At 67.0% G+C, this 19733-nt stretch carries 21 protein-coding genes and 1 pseudogene; 7 read left to right on the top strand and 15 right to left on the bottom strand.

What is annotated here, in order from left to right; all coding sequences use genetic code 11:
- Window positions 1-123 precede the first annotated feature (123 nt).
- Entirely contained in the window at window positions 124-963 is an 840-nt protein-coding gene (locus tag M2351_RS31080; RefSeq protein WP_264659881.1) for a response regulator transcription factor, read from the top strand.
- Between the two features lie 17 nt (window positions 964-980).
- On the opposite strand, the gene M2351_RS31075 is transcribed toward M2351_RS31080, so the two are convergent.
- Window positions 981-1160: a transposase gene (locus tag M2351_RS31075; RefSeq protein WP_406567455.1), complete on the bottom strand. Its 180-nt coding sequence runs from the start codon at window positions 1158-1160 to the stop codon at window positions 981-983.
- Between the two features lie 94 nt (window positions 1161-1254).
- On the opposite strand from M2351_RS31075, the gene M2351_RS31070 reads away from it, so the two are divergent.
- The 5 genes from M2351_RS31070 to M2351_RS31050 all read left to right on the top strand — a co-directional run bounded on the left by M2351_RS31070 (window position 1255) and on the right by M2351_RS31050 (window position 3292).
- Window positions 1255-1398 carry a hypothetical protein gene (locus M2351_RS31070; RefSeq protein WP_264659880.1) on the top strand — a complete coding sequence of 48 codons (144 nt, stop codon included), beginning with the start codon at window positions 1255-1257 and terminating at the stop codon, window positions 1396-1398.
- Window positions 1398-1643, top strand: a complete 246-nt coding sequence (locus M2351_RS45025) for a P-loop NTPase family protein (protein ID WP_319801945.1) — start codon at window positions 1398-1400, stop codon at window positions 1641-1643. Before M2351_RS31070 ends, M2351_RS45025 begins: the two co-directional genes overlap by 1 nt.
- Before the next feature lie 98 nt (window positions 1644-1741).
- Entirely contained in the window at window positions 1742-2122 is a 381-nt protein-coding gene (locus M2351_RS31060; protein WP_264659879.1) for a response regulator transcription factor, read from the top strand.
- A 173-nt stretch (window positions 2123-2295) separates the two neighbouring features.
- Window positions 2296-3021, top strand: a complete 726-nt coding sequence (locus M2351_RS31055; protein ID WP_264659878.1) for a helix-turn-helix domain-containing protein — start codon at window positions 2296-2298, stop codon at window positions 3019-3021.
- 79 nt (window positions 3022-3100) lie between these two features.
- Window positions 3101-3292 (top strand): (2Fe-2S)-binding protein, encoded by a 192-nt coding sequence (locus tag M2351_RS31050; RefSeq protein WP_264659877.1) that lies wholly within the window; start codon window positions 3101-3103, stop codon window positions 3290-3292.
- A gap of 563 nt (window positions 3293-3855) precedes the next feature.
- Here M2351_RS31050 and M2351_RS31045 read toward each other — a convergent pair.
- The 12 genes and pseudogenes from M2351_RS31045 to M2351_RS30990 form a co-directional block, all read right to left on the bottom strand.
- Window positions 3856-4056 (bottom strand): DUF1127 domain-containing protein, encoded by a 201-nt coding sequence (locus M2351_RS31045; RefSeq protein WP_264659876.1) that lies wholly within the window; start codon window positions 4054-4056, stop codon window positions 3856-3858.
- 599 nt (window positions 4057-4655) lie between these two features.
- Complete coding sequence (locus M2351_RS31035; protein WP_264659875.1) at window positions 4656-5423, bottom strand: GGDEF domain-containing protein; 768 nt, start codon at window positions 5421-5423, stop codon at window positions 4656-4658.
- Window positions 5420-5932 carry a hypothetical protein gene (locus M2351_RS31030; RefSeq protein ID WP_264659874.1) on the bottom strand — a complete coding sequence of 171 codons (513 nt, stop codon included), beginning with the start codon at window positions 5930-5932 and terminating at the stop codon, window positions 5420-5422. The genes M2351_RS31035 and M2351_RS31030 overlap by 4 nt, the downstream gene beginning before the upstream one ends.
- 5 nt (window positions 5933-5937) lie before the next feature.
- The gene (locus M2351_RS31025) at window positions 5938-7674 is read right to left on the bottom strand and encodes a SulP family inorganic anion transporter (protein WP_264659873.1); all 1737 of its coding nucleotides are present in this window, start codon (window positions 7672-7674) and stop codon (window positions 5938-5940) included.
- Window positions 7675-7711: 37 nt separating this feature from the next.
- Window positions 7712-8020, bottom strand: a complete 309-nt coding sequence (locus M2351_RS31020) for a helix-turn-helix domain-containing protein (RefSeq protein WP_264659872.1) — start codon at window positions 8018-8020, stop codon at window positions 7712-7714.
- Between the two features lie 318 nt (window positions 8021-8338).
- A pseudogene (locus M2351_RS31015) lies at window positions 8339-9298 on the bottom strand (IS5 family transposase).
- Window positions 9299-9824: 526 nt separating this feature from the next.
- Window positions 9825-10982, bottom strand: coding sequence for an IS110 family RNA-guided transposase (locus M2351_RS31010; protein ID WP_264659871.1), 1158 nt, complete (start codon window positions 10980-10982; stop codon window positions 9825-9827).
- 206 nt (window positions 10983-11188) lie between these two features.
- Complete coding sequence (locus M2351_RS31005; RefSeq protein WP_319801944.1) at window positions 11189-11383, bottom strand: YnfA family protein; 195 nt, start codon at window positions 11381-11383, stop codon at window positions 11189-11191.
- 138 nt (window positions 11384-11521) lie between these two features.
- Complete coding sequence (locus tag M2351_RS31000) at window positions 11522-13483, bottom strand: methyl-accepting chemotaxis protein (protein ID WP_264659870.1); 1962 nt, start codon at window positions 13481-13483, stop codon at window positions 11522-11524.
- Window positions 13484-14148: 665 nt separating this feature from the next.
- Window positions 14149-14310 carry a transposase gene (locus tag M2351_RS45325; protein ID WP_406567454.1) on the bottom strand — a complete coding sequence of 54 codons (162 nt, stop codon included), beginning with the start codon at window positions 14308-14310 and terminating at the stop codon, window positions 14149-14151.
- The gene (locus M2351_RS45320; RefSeq protein WP_454464598.1) at window positions 14288-14914 is read right to left on the bottom strand and encodes an IS110 family transposase; all 627 of its coding nucleotides are present in this window, start codon (window positions 14912-14914) and stop codon (window positions 14288-14290) included. The genes M2351_RS45325 and M2351_RS45320 overlap by 23 nt, the downstream gene beginning before the upstream one ends.
- Before the next feature lie 203 nt (window positions 14915-15117).
- Window positions 15118-15495, bottom strand: a complete 378-nt coding sequence (locus tag M2351_RS30990) for a peptidoglycan-binding domain-containing protein (protein WP_264659869.1) — start codon at window positions 15493-15495, stop codon at window positions 15118-15120.
- Window positions 15496-15635: 140 nt separating this feature from the next.
- Between M2351_RS30990 and M2351_RS30985 the strand changes: the two genes are divergently transcribed.
- A complete protein-coding gene (locus tag M2351_RS30985; RefSeq protein WP_264659868.1) occupies window positions 15636-15821 on the top strand; it encodes a hypothetical protein in 186 nt (61 codons plus the stop codon).
- A 22-nt stretch (window positions 15822-15843) separates the two neighbouring features.
- Here M2351_RS30985 and M2351_RS30980 read toward each other — a convergent pair whose 3' ends face one another.
- Together M2351_RS30980 and M2351_RS30975 are read right to left on the bottom strand one after the other, a co-directional pair.
- Window positions 15844-17064, bottom strand: a complete 1221-nt coding sequence (locus M2351_RS30980) for an SAM-dependent methyltransferase (RefSeq protein ID WP_264659867.1) — start codon at window positions 17062-17064, stop codon at window positions 15844-15846.
- Between the two features lie 139 nt (window positions 17065-17203).
- Window positions 17204-19486 (bottom strand): glycoside hydrolase family 15 protein, encoded by a 2283-nt coding sequence (locus M2351_RS30975; protein WP_264659866.1) that lies wholly within the window; start codon window positions 19484-19486, stop codon window positions 17204-17206.
- Window positions 19487-19733: the final 247 nt, after the last annotated feature.

Raw genomic sequence — 19733 nt, 5'->3', positions numbered from 1 at the left:
CTGTCCAGAAGTGGAAGGCGGAGACATTCTTACGCTACGTTAACCATACCGCCCCATAACTGCCCCTCCCTGACGCAGCCATTGGCCGCCCCAGTCTCTGCAACAGATGTGAGGACCGCGCCAGTGAGCATCCATTCTCTTCCCAGTCTGTCGTTGCCCAACCTCAGCACGGCCCGCATGGCCGAAGCGGTCGCCCGGGTGGCCCTGGTCGAGGCGGATGAACATTACCGGGAAGCACTGGGCTGCCGGCTGGCGGACGAGGGGTATGATGTGCGGTCCTTCGACCGTGGCGAGGCCGCGCTGGAGTACCTGACGCAAGGCGGCGAGGCCGACCTTGTGCTGCTCGACTGGCACACGCCCGGCCTGGCCGCCGCCGCGCTCCTGCGGGAAGCGAATGCCCGCGGGGTCAGCGCTCCGGTCATTTGCCTGGCCGGAGAGGCCGATGACGGCGACGAGCACATTGCACTGGCGCACGGTGCTCGCGACTACATCGGAAAGTCGCGCCGCCTGCCCATCCTGCTGAAGCGCATGGCGCTGGTGCTGGACGGCACCAAGGGCACGCCCAGCGACGTGCCTGCGCAGGCGGAGAGCGAGGCGGCGGTCCACATCCGCGGGGATCTGGAACTGCGCCTGGCCCGTGGGCGTGCTCTCTGGAAAGGGGGGCGCGTCGATCTCACGCTGACCGAGTTCAACATGATTGCGCTGCTGGCCACCCGGCCGGAGGGCGACGTGTCCTACCGTGAGCTCTACGACCTGGTGCACGGCCAAGGCTTCATGGCCGGATACGGAAACAACGGGTATCGCGCGAACGTGCGCGCCTTCATCAAGCGCATCCGGGCCAAGTTCCGCGCCGTCGATGCTGAATTCGACGGCATCGCGAATTACCCCGGCTTCGGCTATCGCTGGAACAGTGCCCTGGCTGCCCAGACCGGCGACAGCGAAGCGGCGCTCGTGGCCACCTAAGAGCGTGCTTTGAAGGTTTATTGCGCGTTGCGAGCGAGGCGGCGGAGCATGAGCTGGATCATGGCGATGCGGATCCAGGCCTCGCTGGTTTGCGGGAGGGCTTCGTAGTCCTTGCTCAGCCGGCGCGACCGGTTGAGCCACCCGAGTGATCGCTCGACAGCCCGGCGGTTCAGGTCGTGCGTTGGGCGCAGTCGCAATTCCCGGCCATCACCCCCGGCGGGGTGGTGGACTCCGCCCCATTGATGCGCCCGCCCGAGCGCAAACCGGGCTGGCGCATGGAGGACCTCGCCCGTGAAAGAAGCTGACGCGGCCGTCCTCGACGGACTCACCAAGCGCTACGGCGACCGCATTGTGGTGCACGGGGTGACCTTGGCGCTGGCCGCCGGCGAGCGGCGGCCCTGCTTGGCCACAACGGCGCGGGCAAGACGACGCTGATGAAGATGATGCTCGGCCTCGTGCGCCCGGATGGCGGGGAGGTGCGCGTGCTCGGAGGAGGGAAGAGGCCGAAAGGAAAGGCCGCAAGGCGGATTGTGTGCTATGGCCCACAGGCAATGCCGAACCCTCGGCGTCGTTGGCCGGAGGCACACGTCGTCTTCCGACGCGAACAGCACGCCCGCAACGCCATGACTGGGCGCCGCCGATACGCGGCGGCTGATCTGGATCAAAACCGCGGCGGATAGGGACTACTCCTGATATCGGGTCCGCCGGTGTCCTTCTATCCTTCGTGAAGCGCCGCATGTCGGCGGTGTTTGCGTGGGTATGGAAGCGGGAGGCCACTATGGCGGAGCCGAACGATGGGATCGTCTACATCGTCGACGACGATGAGCCGGTCCGTGACTCGATGAAGGCGCTGCTGGAAGCCTGCGCCTTCGAGGTGCGGGATTATGAATCGTGCCAGAGCTTCATCGACCAGTTCGACGGAGAACCAGCGGGTTGCCTCGTCCTCGACCTGCATCTGCCGGTGATGAGCGGCTTGGAGTTTGTCGAACACTTCGGCCCGCGCCTGCGCGGCCTGCCGGTGATCATGGTGTCAGGCCGCGGCGATCCCGCGACCTTCGCCCGCGCCCGCGAGGCCGGGGTGACCGCCTTCCTCGAAAAGCCCTTCGAGGAGGACCAGCTGCTCGACGCGGTGCAGAAGCTGCTGCCGCACGCCGCTTGAGCTTGGTTGCCTGAGCTCCGTACGGGGTTCCACGTATAGGTAGTTTTCCGTAGGGGAACTCCCTTAGGTACAAGACCGAACTGCACAGCGCCCAGCCCCCTGGCTAACTTCGGCTCATCAGGCGGTTGCGACACACCACGACAGCCGCTGCCGCAAACTGCCGAAGGCCTGATATGTCCGCTCACACCGCCATCGCCGCCGCCCAGCCGAACCGCTTCGTCCCCGGCTACCTGGCCGCCACGATGCCGCAATCGGTGGGCGGGATGCCCAAGGCCCAGCGTTCCCCCGCCGCCGACCCGCTGGCCACCATCGCCCAGGTGAAGGTCATCGACCGCGAACAGTCGATCTTTGCGGAAGGCGACGCAGCTGACGCCATTTTCCGCATCGTGGACGGTGTGATCCGGCTGTACAAACTGCTGCCCGACGGCCGCCGCCAGATCATTGGCTTTCTGCAGGCCGGCGACATGGTGGGCTTGGCCTTCGCCGAGCGCTACCTCTACTCGGCCGAGACGGTTACCGCCTGCACGGTGCAGCGCATCTCCCGCTCCCAGCTCGACGCGCTGCTGGACGCCCAGCCCTCGCTGGCCCGCAAGCTGCTGTCGGTGACCACGTCGGAGCTGGTGGCCGCCCAGGACCAGATGCTGCTGCTCGGCCGCAAGACCGCGCTGGAGAAGCTGGCCTCCTTCCTGCTGGCGCTGAGCCGCCGCACCGACGGCAACCGCGCCATCGCCCTGCCGATGAGCCGGAGCGACATCGCCGATTACCTGGGCCTGACCACCGAGACCGTGTCGCGCGGCTTCACCAAGCTGAAAACCAGCCGCCTGATCCGCATCCTCGACGGCGGCAAGGTCGAACTGCTCGACCACGACGCCCTCGCCGACCTTGCCGACTGCGCCTGACGGTCTGAGTGACGCATGCGTCCGGCTCAAAGACATACGGTACGGACACCCCACCCACCCGCGTTCCTCATCGGATTCCATGTACGTCTGCATCTGCAATGCCCTGACCGAAAACCGGGTTCGTCACGCCGTCCGCGCTCATCGACCGAACACTGTGCGCGACGTTTACGCCGCCTGCGGCGTGGCTCCCCAATGCGGCAAGTGTGCCGACACCATCGCGGACATTCTCAATGACGAATGTCCTTCGGCCCTACGACTTGCCGCGGAATAACTCGAACAGGACCGCCGGACTTCCTCCACACAGCGGCCTTGGCTTCGCTGTGGTGGCTGCCGCTCTCCTCCGGAAATAGGTGAGCCATGTGCAGGCAATGCTCCTGTAGGGGCCGCGGTCATTTGTTGCACGGAAGCCGGCGGACGCGTGGGCCGGTTCTGTCATACGGACGGCGCTTAATCCCCTCCCGTTTCCAGAGAGGCGCACAAGGTTGAAACCCAAGAGGCAGGCCGAGCCACATACCGGAACGGTTCACCCGCCCTTGGCATCAGCCCTCGCGACAGTCGTGCTTCAAGAATCCGGCCGCGCCACCGTCGCCTCGCAGCCGTCGGCGGCGCAGGGCCGCCGGGCAGGGAGTCGCTCGCGTTCCAACTCGCATCACAACAGAGACGCTCAGGCCTGGGGCGCGTGACGATGGTGCGGGTGCAACGCGAGCAGGCGGTGGATCGGTCGCGCCAGCGCGCGGAAGCCGGCGATGAGCAAGTCTCCGAGCGTCGCGTTCCCGGCGCGCCTGTTCGATGATGCGGAAGGTATTAGCGTCGGTCAGATCGCCCATGATCGTCTCAATGCTTGACGGAGGAAACGTCGTTGGTGGCGCGGCCGTGCAGCACGATGTCGTGAATCTCGCAGCGGCAAATGCCCATGTCGCGCAGGATCTCGTCGTCGAGAGCGGAGAGTTCACGCTCGGCCCGGGAGTACTCGTCGGCGCCGATCAGATGCAGGGCGTACGACGTGGCGGTGTGGATCGAGGATAGGAGCGACATAGCGCGCCTCCATGGTGTTTGCCAAATACTCTATGGTTGTTATGGATACTCGCATCGCCGCGTCCGATAATTGACGAAGATCAAGAAAGTCGATCGCCATCAAATTCGCAATAAAGCCGTCCTGACTGCAGCCGAATGCAACAAATTCTGTCGCCTTCATGGGGGTTGAGATTTCAATATTTCATCCTTCTCCGGACCACCCCGGTGTGCGGCCCATGACGGCGGTGGTGCATGAAAGCGCAACCAGATTTGGTTGGCGGGCGGAGAGCGGGTGTGGACAAGGGCCTCTCGGTGCCCTGACCACCGCGCCTGCCACGCCCTTCAAGCACAACGCTGCCCGTCACCACCGCATCCCGAAGATGCGTTTTCGGGGAACGAATTGGTCCTCTTATGACGCGGGCCTGCGCCGGTGCGGCAGCTTGGCTTTCTGGGTCGATAAGGACGCGATCGCCGGCTGGTTCGAGCTCGCCTTTACGATGTCGAACACGCCGCCGCTCCGCGCGTTTTACACGTCCATTGGGCAAGGCGATGCGAGAGACAGCGGGCGAGGCCCGCCGTTGATGGCATGGGGAGGAAGCTTTCCGAAAAGCCAACCGACCTTAGGCGGGGGCGGCCTCCACACCGGCGACAACACTGCGATTGCGGCCGCATTCCTTGGCTTGGTACAAAGCATGGTCGGCGCGACTGAGCAGGCTATCAAGGAGATCGCCCGCGCCGAGCGCGGCAATTCCCATGCTTGCCGTTACGGCAAGAGCCTGTCCATCCGGCGCGAAAATGGAAGCGGCGGCGATGCTCTGCCGCAAGCGCTCGGCCACCTCCCGGGCTTGTGAGAGCCCGGTTTCGGGCAGCAGGATGGCGAATTCCTCCCCACCCAATCGTCCAATGGCGTCATGGCGGCGCAGGCCATCCCGACACCGCCGGATCACCTCGATGAGCACGGCATCTCCAGCCGCGTGACCGTGTTCGTCGTTGACGGCCTTGAAGTGGTCGAGGTCCATCATGATGAGAGACAGTGCCCGGTGATAGCGCTGATGGCGCGCCAGTTCCCGCTCGGCCAGCGCCGTGAAAGCCCGCCGGTTCTTCGCGCCCGTCAGGACGTCGGTATCGGCCAGGTAACGCAACTCGGCGTTCGCCGTCTCCAACTCGTTGCGCGAGCGGCGGTTCCGATCGAGCAGCCAGGCGATGCCCAGGGCGCTCCCAAACAGCAGCGCTGACGCCCACCGACCGACCGACACCATGGCGGACCACCGCCCCTCGGTTCCGGCGAAGACATCCTCGTCGGCGAGGAGAACAAGCACGATCAGCGGAAACTCCCGGAGGCGGCGATAAGCCCCGATCCGCACCATGCCGTCGACCGCGCTGGTCACCCGGTACCCCGCGTCAGGTTGCTGTAAAGGAGCCTGCCGTCCCGGTCGATGATGCCGACCTGCATGAACTCGGCACCATAGGTGTTCCAGAACACGTCGCCCTGTCGGTCGTTGAAGCGCTCCGGGTTGCGCTGGTATTCGAGGCGCAGGTGGAGCAGGACCGCGTCGATGTGCTGAACCGTCCGAACGACGTGCTCGTCAAAAGCTCGGGCAAGGTTGGCGGCGGTCACCTCGGCTTCATGCCGAGTCTGCTCCCGGTCACGCTGAGAGCCGTGAAGAATGTTGGCCCACAGACCGAGCGCGAGAAGACCCGCGACACCGAAGGGAGCGAGGAACGACGGCCAGCGCGGGCGGTATTTCGGTATGGTCCGCATATCGTACAACGTTAAAATACGGGCGCCCAATACAATCAAGCTCTGCGCGGTGAAACCCGCGTCTGGGACCAACGCGCCACCGGCGTCAGCATCGGCGGAAGGACCCCGGCCAATGTACGGAGCCGGGCTCTTCATCGACCTCAGCGGGCATGGACCAGCGTTGCCGTCGCCGGACGCGGCGTGGTCCGGTGCCGGGCGATGCCCACCGCTGCTTCCAGGTTTGCGGCGAAAATGATGTTGGGGGCGTTCGTCAGCCCCATGGTGTCCAGGACCCGCTGCGGCTGCTCCTGAACACCGGAGAGGATCACCAACGCGCCCTCACGGCGGCAGTGGTCAACGAGTTCGGCCAAAGCGCCAACGCCGGTCGCGTCGATCAACGGAACCTCGCGCATGCGCAGGATCAGCACCTTCGGAGGGCGCCCGATCTGATCCAACACGTCGCTCAGCCGGTTGGCAACGCCGAAGAAGAAGGGCCCGGTGATCCGGAACACGACGACCCCCTCGGGCAGGTCGCCGCGAGGCTGGTAGACGTCGCTGGCCGGGCGGTCGAGGTCGTCGGTATCCTCGTCGAGGAGCTTGACGTGGCTCTGGATCTCCACCGCTTGCGCCATGCGGTGCATGAACGCCATGGCCGCCACCACCACGCCGACCTCGATGGCCACCGTGAGGTCGACCAACACGGTCAAGCCAAAGGTGAGCAGCAGGGCCACGCGGTCCGACAAGGGGGCGGTCAGGAGATGGCGGAAGCGCTCGACCTCGCTCATGTTCCAGGCGACCACGACCAGCACCGCGGCCAGACTGGCCAGCGGCACAAAGGACGCGAGCGGCGCCAGCGCGAGCATGAAGGCCAACAAAAAGACGGCGTGCAGCATGCCCGACAGGGGCGACCGCGCGCCGGAGCGGATGTTGGTCACGGTGCGCGCGATGGCGCCGGTTGCGGGCAGGCCGCCGAACAGGGCCGAGGCGACGTTGGCGACGCCTTGGGCGACGAGTTCGCAGTTCGAGCGGTGACGGCGGCCGGTCATCCCGTCGGCGACCACCGCGGAGAGCAGGGATTCCACGCCCGCCAGAAAGGCGATGGTGAAGGCACTCGGGAGCAGGTCGGTGACCCGCGCCCAGGACACGCTGGGCCAGGCGGGAACGGGCAGCGAACTCGGGATGCCGCCGAACCGCGAGCCGATGGTGTCGACGGGCAGACCCAACGCCCAGACCGCCAAGGCTCCCGCGCACACGGCGACCAGGAAGCCGGGCACGCGCGGGGCGACGCGGCGCAGCCCGACAATGATGGTCAGTGATCCAGCCGCGACCGCCAGGGTGGCCGGATCGATGGTGCCCCGATTTTCCCAGACGGCCCCCCACTTCGCGAGGAACTCCGCGGGCACCGTGTCGAGGCTGAGGCCGAGCAGGTCTTTCACCTGGCTGGAGAAGATGATGACGGCGATGCCCGCGGTGAAGCCGGTGATGACCGGCTGCGGGATGTACTTGACCCAGGTGCCGAGCCGCAGCAGCCCCGCGGCGACCAGCATCGCTCCGGCCATCAGTGTGGCGACCACCAGCCCGTCGAAACCGTGCTGGGCGATCACGTTGAAGACGACCACGACAAAGGCGCCGGTCGGGCCGCCGATCTGGAAGCGGCTGCCGCCCAGCGCGGAGATCAGGAACCCTGCGACGATGGCCGTGGTGAGGCCCTTGTCGGGGGTGGTGCCCGAGGCGATGGCCAGGGCCATGGCCAACGGCAGAGCGACGATGGCGACGGTCAACCCGGCGACGGCGTCGTTGCGCAGGTCCGCCGGACCGTAGCCCTGGCGGAGCACGGTGATCAGCTTGGGCACGAACAGGTGCCACTGGGGTGAGCGCTTGGTTGCGGCTCCTGACATGATCTCATCTCCAAGGCCGGTGGAGCGTGCGGGGCTATCAGTCGGCTGTCGTGCGTTTTGCCGAGCTTGGTTCTGTCGGTTCGGCCGCGGGCTTCGTGGCTGCGCTCCTGAAGCGGACTCCGCGGCCGCTGCCCTGGCTCGGGGTGTTCTCGCCGATCAGTTCGATCCCAGCGGCCTCGAAGGCGTTGACGACCTTGACCAGGGTGTCGACGACGCCCCGGACGTTGCCCTCGCTCGCCTCCATGCGCTGAATGGTCGGCAGCGACACGCCCGCCGCCTCGGCCAGGGTTTTCTGGTCGATGCCAAGCAGCGCTCGGGCGGCTCTCATTTGCGGTCCGGTGATCATAGCTGAGGTTTCATGCGTTGCGGAGGTAAATTACGATATACGACAGCATTAATGATGTATAGAACATCAGGTCCGCTGCTTCGAACGATCTGCCTTGCATGGGCGGCGTGATCCGGCCGCGGGACAAGCATCATCGGTGTTGCACTGAACCCGGCGTGGGAGAAGGGCGCGGACCGTGCAGCTCCTAAGCTGGTCTTTGCACGTTCAGGGCGGTCGGCAGGCGACGTGAATGAGGCGATCCAGGAGCTTGTTCGGGATTTCGGCGGCGTGTTGCAGGGAGGCGAGACGGGCAAGAGGTTGCCCCATCGGCGTTGCGGATCAGGCGACGCGGACGGAATTCGGGCGTCCGAGGTCGAGCATGCGGTTCAGGACCGTGACGGCGATGGCGACCTCGGTGGCCTGCGCCTCCTCGGTGTAGCGCAGCGCCTGACCGATCACGCCTTTCCAGCGCGCCCTTTGGCTCTCCACGGCGGCCCTTTTGTTGTATCCGCTGCTCCGCTGCCAAGCCATCCGCCCCCTTGCGGCGATGGTCTGGATGTGGCGGTCGCGTTGCGTGGGCGCCGTCTCGGCGGGGTCGCTGAGCACAGCGTCACGGCGCGGCGGCACCACGACCGCGGCCTCGCGATGGCGCTCCCGGATCGACGCGTAGACTCCCGTCCGGTCATACGCGCCGTCCCCGGTCACCGAGGCCACGGGTTCAAAGACCGGATCGAGCAAAGGGCCGACCTACGCGGCGTCATCGACCCCGCGGTCAGTCAGCGTGGCGGCGACAATGCGGCCGCTGCCCGCATCCAGGCCGATGGGCAGGGCGCGCCAGGAGCGCCGGTTCCTGGTGCCGTGCTTCTCGATCAGCCATTCCCCCGGGCCGCACAGCTTCAGCCCGGTGCGGTCCACCAACAGGGGCATCGGACCGCGAACCCCGCGTGGTTTGGCGGGAAGCGTGACCGTGCTGGCCCGGCGGGCGATGGTGGAATGATCGGGCACCGGCCGGTCGACGCCAAGCAGGTGAAGAATGGAGGCGAGAAGGCCCTCGGTCTGGCGCAGCGCCAAACGAAACACGGCCCTCAGCATCAGCGACGTCGTGATCGCCAGGTCGGAGTAGTGGGGCTGCCCGCCTGGCGTGGTGCGGGGCGTCGCCTGCCACCCGGCGATCGCCTCGTCCGTGACCCAGACGGTGAGACTGCCGCGCTGGCGCAGGGCGGCATCATACACCGCCCAGTTGGGCACGCGCCGCTGCGGCCGGCGGATATGGTGCCGGCGAGCGGCGTTGGCTTGTATGGGGCTTTTCGTGTCAAGCGTTTCCTTGTTCAAGCCCTCACTGTTCCTATCCCTATGTTCGATCAGCGGAACCATCCCTCCGTCCCGACCATGATCCTGGCCGGACACCGGTGGGGGTGGAGGTCAAGGATGGCCGTCAGGCCACCGCCGCAGGCGGCGCCCCGCGTCCTTGAGGTCCGCCCCCGCCGGTGTCACCCTCCCGGGATTGGGCGGAGATCCGAAGTGGCGGACTGGGTGGTACAGAAGCAGGCCGGCGGTTCCAAGGCGGAGCGCTCGCGTCGGGTGGATCCACGGAGGCCGCGCGATCCGACAAGCTTGTATTCGGTCCGGCGCCGCCGGAGACCATGATGCACCATGCGCATCGGGTGCGAGGCTCCCGGGAGGGGTGGGACCAGTCTTTGTATCGGATTGCAGCCCAGGCTAACGGCACGGTACACCACCCACCTCGGCAGGCCGTCCCACCGGGCATGCCGGTCGGCCGTGCTCGGGGATCCCCGGCTGTTGGCTCGGGGACGAAGCGCTCGGATCAGGCGGCCTTGAGCACGACGCCCTCCGGGACCACGCCAGCGGCGGCATAGCTCCACAGCGCGACCAGCAGCTTGCGCGCGAGTGCCACGATCAAGGTCTTCCGGACACTGCCCCTGGCCGCGACGGTCCGTTCGCGATACCAGCGGGCGAGCGCCGCGTCCGGCTGGACCATCAGGAACCGCCACGCCAGTTGGACCATGCCGCAGCGCACCCGCGGGTTGCCGGCCTTGCCGATCCCCTTGTCACGGCGCCTCGAGCCGCTCTCGTCCGGCGTGCCGGTCAGGCCGGGGTAGCGGGCCACGGCACGTCGGTCGCGCAGGTTGCGCGACAGCACCTCGTGTACCAACATCTGCGCCGTCTCCAGGCCACTGCCCGTGATCTTGGCCAGCAGCAGGACCAGCGCGTTGGGCCCGGTCGGGTCGCGCTCGACCGCCGGCGCGGCATCCCGCTCGATCGCCGCGATCGGCTCGCCGACCAAGCGGCGGCGCTCCAGCAGCCGATGCAGCCGGGCCAGCGTGCTGGGCGGCAGAGGCTCGCCGTCGGCGGTGCGCAGGGCCTCCAAGTGGTCCGCCGCCTTTCTCAAGCCCGGCTTGAAGCCCCGGATGCCCCAGAGCGCCAGCTCCGCCTTGATTGTGTTGGTCAGCCGGGTGCGGTCGGTGACCAGGCCGTCGCGCGCGCGGCCCGGCCGGCGGGCGTCCTCCTGGGCGACCGTCGGAATGGCGACCATCCGACAATGCCCCGGCTCGCCCCGCAGCCAGCCGAGCAGGGCACGCATCAGCATCTCGGTGTCGAGCCGGTCGGTCTTGGCCCGGCGCTGCTCGCGCGACACCGCCACGCTGCTGGCGTGGATGACATAGGCTTCGATGCCGTGCCCCTGGAGCAGCCGGGCCAGCCAGAAACCGTCGCGTCCGGATTCATACGCCACCACCGTGCGCGTGATTGGCCGCCCAGCCCGCGCCGCTTCCCTGCGCCAGCGCTCGACCTGCTCCAGCAGGCGCGCCGGGTTGACCGGCGGATTCTGCAACGGGCGCCGATCCACCCCCGGCACCGTCGCCGCCACCACCCAGGAGCTGCCGCTCATCTCAATCACGCAGACCAGGGTGCCCCCATGGTCGAGAGCGAGGCGGGGCTTGGATAGGGCGTCTGGCTTGGCCATGGGGCTTCTCCATCATTGTCAGCGCAACGATGGTGCCGCAGACCTCGTCGCTCGCCCCATAGCTTCTTTGTAGGGCATGCGGGCGACCCAGGCGGAAACGACGCCGCTGCCTACGACAACGGCCCCGTCCGTGTAGCAACGCGGCTCTGTGACCCTTTCCCACGATCGCGGTGCGTGAGGTGTTGGCTTCCCGAGCCTGGTGGACATCAATTTGGCGCACTACGCGGCCCCAGGAGCACGATGGTCACGCCGACCAGACAAATGGCTGCGCCGGTCAGGTCCCAGCGGTCCGGTCGCTGCCCCTCCACAATCCACAGCCGCGCCGGGGACGCGGCGATGCAGACGCCGCCGTAGGCCGCACACCGGCCGCTCTTGGTCTGTGTCGGCGGAGAAACCTTCAAAGGCGCGCTTTGCGGCAGTGGCCCCGCGGCGTCCGGGCGCTGATAACATGACAAGAAAAAGGACAATCCGGCGTAAAGCGGGACTGCCCCTTTTCAACCGGTGTGCCTGCATTCGGATCGAGGAGTCCGGCGCCCCGCTCAGGCGGTCTGAACCTCGCGGATGAAGCGTTCGAGGTGCTGCGCCAGAACTTCCGATTGCCGGGACAGCTGCTGCGAGGCCTGGAGCACCCGCCCGGCGGCATCGTCCGTGTGGCTGGCCGCGCCCTGGACGCCCTGGATGCTCGCCAGCACCTCCTGCGTGCCGCTCGCCGCCTGCTGAACGTTGCGGGCGATCTCACGGGTGGCGGCGTCCTGCTCCTCGACCGCCGCCGCGATGCCGGTGGCGATGTCGTTGATCTCGGTGATCGTCCGCGTGACCTCAACGATCGCCGCCACCGCTCCGCCGGTTGCCTGCTGCATGGCGGTGATCTGTGCCGCAATCTCTTCCGTCGCCCGGGCCGTCTGGGTGGCCAGCGACTTCACTTCCGAGGCGACGACGGCGAAACCCTTGCCCGCCTCGCCGGCGCGGGCGGCCTCGATGGTCGCGTTCAGGGCCAGCAGGTTGGTCTGCCCGGCGATGCTGTTGATCAGGTGCACCACCTCGCCGATGCTCTTGGCTTGCTCGGCCAGGGTCTGGATAACGGCGTTGGCCGTTCCGGCCGTTCCGGCGGCCTGTTGGGCGATGCCGGAGGAGCGGGTCACCTGCCGGGAGATCTCGCTGATGGAGGCGGCCATCTCCTCGGCGGACGCCGCCACCGTCTGCACGTTGGCCGACGTCTGCTCGGTCGCCGCCGCCACCGCATGCGCCTGGTTGCGGCTCTGTTCGGCGACCGCCGCCAGCGAGCTGGAAGCCTGCTCCATCCCTCCGGCTGAGGCATGCAGCGCCTGAATCATCCCAGCGGTCTGCTTGTTGAAGCTCTGGACCAGATCGCCGAGGCGCTTGGCGCTGTGAAGACGGGCTTCCTGCTCGGCGGCGCGCTCGGCCGCCAGCCGGTCAGCGTCGATGCCGTTCTGCCGGAAAACCTCCACCGCGCGGGCCATGTCGCCGATCTCATCCCCGCGTGCCATGCCCGGCACACTGCGCTCCTTGTCGCCCGCGGCAAGCGCCAGGGTGACCTCGGTCAGAGCCATCATCGGCCGGAAGATGCCGCGCCCGATCAGCACGGACGCCAGGATGACCACGGCCATCGACGCCAGCATGGTGGCGAGCATTACGCTCTGGGCGGAGGCTTGTGTCGAGGCCAGCCGGGCTTTTGCGGCAGCGTACTCCCCCTCGACCGAGCGGTTGATCTCGTCAAGCAGGGGTTCCAGCGTGGCATGCACCTGCGACAGCGCTTTCGTCTCCCCGCTCAGGCGCTGGTAGCCCTCGACCAGCATGGCGAAGTCTCGGTGGTAATCGGCTATGCGGGCGGTGATCTCCACGCGCCTGTCCGTGGGCACCGAGGAGGCTGCCAGGGCCGCGGCAAAGCTGGCGGCCCGCGCCTGCATGCTCTCGGCATACTTCACATCCTGCCGCGCCAGGAAGTCCTTCTCGTCGCGGCGCATTTGAAGCATAAGCACCAGCAGATGAGGCTCGTCATACTTACCGAGACTCTCCTCCACAGCGTGCACGGACGTCCGAAGCGCGCCGAGCAGGCCATCCTTTTCGGACAGCCCGACGTCCTTCTGGTGGGCGACGACGGCGTTGAACTGGCGCCCGTAGGCGGCGATGCCTTCGAGCAATTCAGCCAAGCGGCGTGCCGTGTCCACGGCGGCCACGCGCGCCAGGGCCTCCGCCCCGACCCGCGCCGCCTGAACCATGTGTGCATTGCGCGCGGCGGCGTCCTCGGAGCGGCGCAGCAGAAAGTCCTTCTCCGCCCGGCGTGCCTGGAGCAGATTGGTGCCGACCTGGCCGACCACCTCATTGGCTTCGGCGGCGCGGTCCATGGCCTGCTGCTCCCGTTGTTCGGCGGCCAGGCTGACGTAGTAGCCGATGCCGATGGCGAGCATGCCCAGCACGGCGAGAACCGACATCGCGGCGATTTGAAAACGGATCTTCAGCTTCGATTGCAGGCCGCCCATAGTCCCCTCCGACCAGCGATGGCTCGGTCGGGAGAGCCGCCGAACGACATCGTGCGTGGCATGATGTTGATGCGGTGATAGTAGCACATTCTCCTAAAATTTTACTTTCAGCCGCGTCAGACGGTCGGCACGGCGGTCCAACTCCTTGCGCAACGCCGGACCATTGACGCCGTGGCCGAATTGGCGGTCCTCCTGGGGATGACATTGGTTCTTTAATTGCGGGTACGGGAGGCAAGCTCTCACAAGAGGGATCATCGGCAACGGTGTTGATGAGGTGACCTGCCGGCTCTGTGGTTCTTTCCGAGGTCGGGACAGGCCCGCCTCACCATGGCGCCTGAAAGCTCTGGTCTTCCAAGGTGCGCAGCGAGCTCACCCCAGGGGGCAGCGGCAAGCAAAGTCACGGAATGACCAGGGCTTCGTCCCGGCAGGGACACCTCTCCGCCGCTGGGGCGGATCCCAAGGGACGATCAGGTGCTCATGCGACGGCCTCCTTGTCCGACAAGCGGAACTCACCGTCGTCCATCCAAAGCCGATGCATCAGCACCGCCAACTTGCGGGCCACCGCGACTCGCGCCTTGCGCGGCCCAACGCGCTTCGCCAGGCGTAAACCCCAGGTGCGCAACGCGCACCAGCGCCGACAGCGTGTCAGTCGGGCATTGGCCGCCTCACATAGGTCGGTGCGCAGCAGCCGGTCGCCGCACGGAGATACGTCCCGTGCTGTCCATCTCGCCGGATTGGTAGCGGCGTGGTGTCAGGCCCAGGTCGGCGCCGACGCTGCGGGATTTGGCGAACCGGTTCGGGGTGTCAATGGTCGTGGTGAAGGTCACCGCCGTCAGTGCGCCCACCGGGGATCGTCATCAGCCGCCGGCACACCGCGCTTCCGCGTGCCTGCTCGAGCAGGCGCTGCTCGATTGCGCCGATCTGCTCGCCCAGCATCTGCCACACGCTCAACAGCCCCTCGATCAGCGGCCAAAGGGCCGGCTGGTCACCGGCAAGCTCGCGCACGTTCGCCTCGAACACGCTGCCGCACCCCTTATCGAGAACCAGCCCGAAGGTCTTGAGCGTGCCGCGGATCAGGTTGCTGGTTTCGGTGCGCATGCCGACCAGCTGCGCGCGAGCGCCGACCAGGGCACGGGTTTCATGGCTGGGCAGGCTTTTGACATCGACCTGCTTGTACCAGCCGGTGCGGACCACCTGGGCCAATCCGAGGGCATAGTTGCGGTCGGTCTTGTTGAGTTGCATGGAGAGCGCTGCCTTGGCGTGGCGGGCGTCTAGGCAGAGAACCGGCAAGCCGCGCTCGTGCAGCCCGTGCCAGAGCCACGGCGTCAGGGGCCCCGTCTCTAACCCGATGCGCACCGCGTGCGCCGCCTTGGCACGCAGCGTCGTGGCGATCGTCTCCGGCGTGGTGGGGCACTTGCCTTGCCAAAGCACCTTCCCAGCTCCATCGACGACACAGATGGATGTCTGGGCCTGCGACACGTCCAACCTATGGCGCGACAATCACGGCTTGACGGTCGGTCTTTGAGCGACGACGACGCCAGCACACACACGGGCCACCTCGAAGGCGTCCCCGACCCAGCGACGATTCAGAGAAGCGCAGACGAACGGGTTGGACCCGCCGGTATGGCCGTTGCTTACTGCTTGTTCTGTTGCGTGTTCTGCTGCTGGTCGGAACCGGAGCTGCCGGAGCCATTGGATGGTGTGCCCGAACTGCCGCTCATCGCTTGCGACGGCATCCCCAACGCGGCCAGCGTCTGCTGATCAGGCTCTCCGGTCGCCTGCATGCCTTTCTGTTGCTGGAAGTTCTTCAGCGCCGCCTGGGTCTCCGGCCCCCACTCACCATCGACTTTTCCGGAATGAAAGCCCTGCTGGTCCAGCTTTTGCTGAATCTGCATCACCGTCTGCTTGTCGAGGTTTGGGTGCCCGGTCTGTTGCCCCTGGTTCTGGGCGTAGGCAGAGGAGGCGAGGAGCATGGTTGCGGCAACGGCGGCCGCAAAAGGCCCGGCCTTCATGTCAGGTCTCCTTGTTTCGAGAACGCGCCCCGCTCGTGCCGATCAGCCAGGCGGGCGCCACCCAGCCAACGACCCAGAGTTCAAAGCAGTTCCATGAAAGGCGGTGGTGTGCCGCTTCCGTTACAGCACCACCATCATCCATGCTGATCGCCGGGTTTATCATGGTCACCGCCGGAGCCTCGCTCCAGGCGAACGGCATCGCCAAAGGTCAAGCTGCCGTGCAGCTGCCGACGCCGTTTTGTCCCATGGTTGGCGCTGTAGACATGTGGCTTTTCGCGTGGGGCATCATCGGGACCGGGCTGTTGGCGGTGCCGGTCCTCTCGTGATCGGCGGCTTAGTTTCTGACCATCAAGCCGCGACGCCACAAGGCTGGGCCAACCGGCGCTCGGCCTCGACCACGTAATCGCGGGTGAGCGGCACGGCCTCGGGCGACCGCGTCAGCTGCATTTGAAACACCATGTGCCCTTGATAGCGGAAGGCAACCTCCGCCCCGGCCAAATAGAATTCCCACATGCGGCAAAAGCGCTCGTCGTACAGAGCCTTGGCGTCTTCCCACCGGGCCAGGAAGCGCTCCCGCCAGAGTCGCAACGTCTCGGCATAGTGCAGCCGCAGAATCTCGGTGTCGGTGTTCCACAGGCCCGCTCTCTCCACCGCCGGTACGACTTCGGACAGCGCTGGGGCATAGCCGCCAGGAAAGATGTGTTTCCGAATCCACGGGTTGGTGACGCCTGGCCCGTCCGCCCGCCCAATCGCATGGAGCAGCGCCACGCCGTCCTCCGCCAACAGGTCGCGGAGCGTCTCGAAGAAGCCGCGGTACTGCGGCACGCCGACGTGTTCGAACATGCCGACGGAGACGATCCGGTCGAAGCGGCCGGTCATTTCGCGATAATCGCGCCGTTCAAACCGCACACGACCGGTCAGCCGCGCCTTGGCCGCCCGCTCACGGGCCACGACGAGTTGTTCGGCGGACAAGGTGATTCCGGTGACCTGCACACCGCACGCCTCGGCGAGGTACAGCGCCAGCCCGCCCCAGCCACAGCCGATGTCGAGCACGCGCAGGCCCGGATGCAGCCGGAGTTTCGCCGCGATATGGCGCTTCTTCGCCTCTTGGGCCTCGTCCAAACTCAGATCCGGTGTCCGGAAATAGGCGCAGGAATATTGCAAATCACGGTCCAGAAACAACTCGTAGAAGGGTCGTGACAGGTCGTAGTGGTGAGCCACATTCCGGCGGGCTCGTCCCAGGGAATTGTGCTGCCGGACCAGACGCAGGACAGGCCCCAACGCCTCGCTCAACCGTCCAAGCAGCCCTTGAACATTTTCCTGGTCCTGGCAAAGCACGGTTAGGACGTCAAAAATCGATCCGCCTTCGACGGTGAGGCGGCCATCCATGTACGCTTCACCAAAGCGCAGGCGCGGGTTGAGCGCGAGTTCGCGATGGAGTGCCTTGTCATGGAGGCGCACCGCAATCGTCGGTGTTCCGCGGCCGATCTGGTGAACTCGGCCCTCGGCATCGATCAGGGAAAGGGTCCCCGTCGCCACGGCGGGATTGAGCAGGCGGGTGAGCAGCATGCAATACCTCCACACCGGTACGTGATGGTCGAAATGCGCTTCAGAGCAGTCCCTGCGCGGTCGCCGAACTGTGTGGTTCTCATGCGGATTTTGGGCATCGCTTCCCGATCCACATCCTCGATGTCGTCGCCTTGTCTGATCATGCGGTTCCGATGCGGATCATGTGCGTCATCGCATCCGGGTGATGGCATCGATGCACGTCGAACTGAACCGTCCGCGCCACCGCCAACGCACCGGCCGGGAACCGCACCTCGTACAGACCAAGGGCGCCCTTAACAGAGCTCTGCGTGCGCCGCACGTTCGCATCAAACATGACGCCGAGGTCGAAGGGGGCTTCGTCTTCGATCACCAAATCCCGGCCCGCCGGAATGCGCCCAAACGGGCAGGCGCATCGCCAGTGCCAGGTGCGAGCCGCACAAGAGTTGGCGCCGTAACGGCGGTCCACCGCGTCCAGGGTTTCCGATGCCCGGCCGGACTGCCGGGCGATCAGCAGCTTCAGGAATTCGGCATGGGCCCAGACGAGCGGCGTGGCGCTTCCGGTTGGCTGCCCTGGCCACAGTTCACGCTGGGGAAGGGGTGGCGCATCCCACACCTGTTCCGGAAGAAGGCCGTTGGGGTTGGCCAGCGAGGCCATGGCGCGCAGGTAGGGCGAGGCGTCCTCGCCGGCGAGCAGCGCGAGGTGACCGCGCTCGCCCGTCAGCAGTGGCCAGGCACGCCCCACACCCGTGCCGTCGAACGGGCGACCGTCCGCATGCTCGCCATACTGGTCGCCGTTGTAGCGATGGTAGGCGACGCCACGAGGTGTTTCGACGCGGAGAAGGCGGTCGACGATGCGCGTTGTTGAGCGCATCCGCGGATCCTGGGCAGACCGCAGGCCCAATCGGGCCAGATAGCTGAAGCCAAGCCCCACCTCGGTCGCCGCCGGAAACGGCTGAGCGTGGGTCGCGGCGCGGCGCACCATGCCGGTCACGCCCCCGTCCGCCGGGGCCGGCGCAATGCGCACGTAATACCCGCCGTCGCCCTTGGACAGCGGCCCGTGATCGACGAACGTCCAGTCTTCCAGGCGCTCGTTCCAGTAATCCGCGAGCGAGACAGCGGCCGCCGCCTCATCCGGACTGAGAAAGGTGCTGCCGGCGACGAGCGCGGCGATGTCGACACCAAGCGTGAACGGGCTGATGCCCGCGCTATCCTCCCAGCGATCCATCGGACTGACCGGGCCACGCCGGGCGAGGCAGCGCAGAGCGCGCCGCACCATGGCGACGACGGTGTCCCCAGGCTTAAGCCGTCCGGTCTCGCGCAGCTTGGCGGCCAGCAGGACGGGAAACCCCACCTCATCGAGCTGGATGCCCGTCCAGAACGGCCGGCCGTCCGGAAAGTAACTCTGCCACCAATGCCCGTCGGCATCCTGGGTGGCGATCAGGTAGGCGAGCGTCGCCTCGGCTTCTTCCGGTTTGCCGACCGCCAGGCTGGCCAGCCCGGCTTCCACAGTGTCCCGGGTCCAGACCACGTGATATCCGCCGCTGACGTCGCCGCTGAAGCCGCCCCAGGGGATGCTCAGGCTGGCGACCACCGCGCCGGGAAAGGTCCGGTCCTCATGGGCCTTGATGACCATCGCGGACCGATGGGCCTGCCAGGCCAACTCCGGTTCCACCGCAGGGATCCGCAGCGACTTGGCCCAATCCTGCCAGACGGCGGCGTAACCGGCGCGCACGGAGGCGCTGCCCGACGCCAGGCTGGAGCGGGCGAGGACACGCGCTCCCTCGGGCGTGGTCCCGAAGGCCAGGGCGAGCACGCCTTGATCGGGCTCCACCTCCGCGACCAGGGCGGCGCCGTCGCCCGCGGTGCGCGCGGTCACGGCGGTGGTGCCGTCGCGCAGCAGACGGATGAATCGGTCCGCATCGCCGATCCGGCCAACCGAGGCCAACCGAAAGGCGCGATCCCCCACCAGGCAGAGTGCGGTACCCGGGCGGCCGGCAACCAAGCCATTCTCCACCCAGACCGCGCTGTCCCGCTGCCCATCCAGCCGCGGCTCCAGGACCGTGAACAGCCGCAGCCCCTCACCCTCAAGCCGGTACTCGACCAGCGCCACGTCGCGCCGCCCGTCGGCCAGGACGCGCAGGTCCAGGCGGAAGCCGGGTCCCTCATGGGTGATCACGGACAACGGCAAGTCGGCATCCGGGCTGGACACCCGGTAGGCGTTGCCATGGGCGACATCGGTCCACGCCTCCCCCTTGCAGACGAGAAACCCCAAGCGGCGCACCTGCGGGCGGCCGGTGGAGGGCCAGAAGATCTCGGTCGGAACGCCCTGGGCGATGGTCACCCAGACCCGGCCCGAGCCGAGCGCCGTCAGAACAAAGTCCTTGGCGCTGCTCGCCCAAGGAGAGGAGAAATCGCCGGGCAATCCCGGCCGTGCAATCGCCATCGTGTTGTCCTGTTCCGCGCCGCCGCTCAGTCGGACGCCGCCTGTGTCTTGCCCCGAAGGTCCCGAACCGCATCCGCGGACACTGGCGCGGCCGCGTTGCCACCGTCGGTGCAGGCGGCGATGCGTCGCCGGGCTCCCAGGGCAGGTCGCCCCTGGTGGTGCGCCCGACCGTCGGGCGAAAGGTGTCGGCTGCGGTGGACGAACACGGCACCGGCAGCCCGAATGCGTTGGTGACTGGATCGGTCGG

The sequence above is a fragment of the Azospirillum canadense genome, from assembly GCF_025961225.1.
GTDB lineage: Bacteria > Pseudomonadota > Alphaproteobacteria > Azospirillales > Azospirillaceae > Azospirillum > Azospirillum canadense.
The sequence above is the reverse complement of the archived record's forward strand: the minus strand, read 5'-3'. Positions and strand labels throughout refer to the sequence as shown.

What these genes read in the sequence shown, in the direction of transcription:
- M2351_RS45025 (WP_319801945.1), top strand. Translation starts at nt 1,398, where the DNA reads ATGAAGATGATGCTCGGCCTCGTGCGCCCGGATGGCGGGGAGGTGCGC.
- M2351_RS31060 (WP_264659879.1), top strand. Translation starts at nt 1,742, where the DNA reads ATGGCGGAGCCGAACGATGGGATCGTCTACATCGTCGACGACGATGAG.
- M2351_RS31055 (WP_264659878.1), top strand. Translation starts at nt 2,296, where the DNA reads ATGTCCGCTCACACCGCCATCGCCGCCGCCCAGCCGAACCGCTTCGTC.
- M2351_RS31050 (WP_264659877.1), top strand. Translation starts at nt 3,101, where the DNA reads ATGTACGTCTGCATCTGCAATGCCCTGACCGAAAACCGGGTTCGTCAC.
- M2351_RS31045 (WP_264659876.1), bottom strand. Translation starts at nt 4,056, where the DNA reads ATGTCGCTCCTATCCTCGATCCACACCGCCACGTCGTACGCCCTGCAT.
- M2351_RS31030 (WP_264659874.1), bottom strand. Translation starts at nt 5,932, where the DNA reads ATGAAGAGCCCGGCTCCGTACATTGGCCGGGGTCCTTCCGCCGATGCT.
- M2351_RS31025 (WP_264659873.1), bottom strand. Translation starts at nt 7,674, where the DNA reads ATGTCAGGAGCCGCAACCAAGCGCTCACCCCAGTGGCACCTGTTCGTG.
- M2351_RS31020 (WP_264659872.1), bottom strand. Translation starts at nt 8,020, where the DNA reads ATGATCACCGGACCGCAAATGAGAGCCGCCCGAGCGCTGCTTGGCATC.
- M2351_RS31010 (WP_264659871.1), bottom strand. Translation starts at nt 10,982, where the DNA reads ATGGCCAAGCCAGACGCCCTATCCAAGCCCCGCCTCGCTCTCGACCAT.
- M2351_RS31000 (WP_264659870.1), bottom strand. Translation starts at nt 13,483, where the DNA reads ATGGGCGGCCTGCAATCGAAGCTGAAGATCCGTTTTCAAATCGCCGCG.
- M2351_RS30990 (WP_264659869.1), bottom strand. Translation starts at nt 15,495, where the DNA reads ATGAAGGCCGGGCCTTTTGCGGCCGCCGTTGCCGCAACCATGCTCCTC.
- M2351_RS30985 (WP_264659868.1), top strand. Translation starts at nt 15,636, where the DNA reads ATGCTGATCGCCGGGTTTATCATGGTCACCGCCGGAGCCTCGCTCCAG.
- M2351_RS30980 (WP_264659867.1), bottom strand. Translation starts at nt 17,064, where the DNA reads ATGCTGCTCACCCGCCTGCTCAATCCCGCCGTGGCGACGGGGACCCTT.
- M2351_RS30975 (WP_264659866.1), bottom strand. Translation starts at nt 19,486, where the DNA reads ATGGCGATTGCACGGCCGGGATTGCCCGGCGATTTCTCCTCTCCTTGG.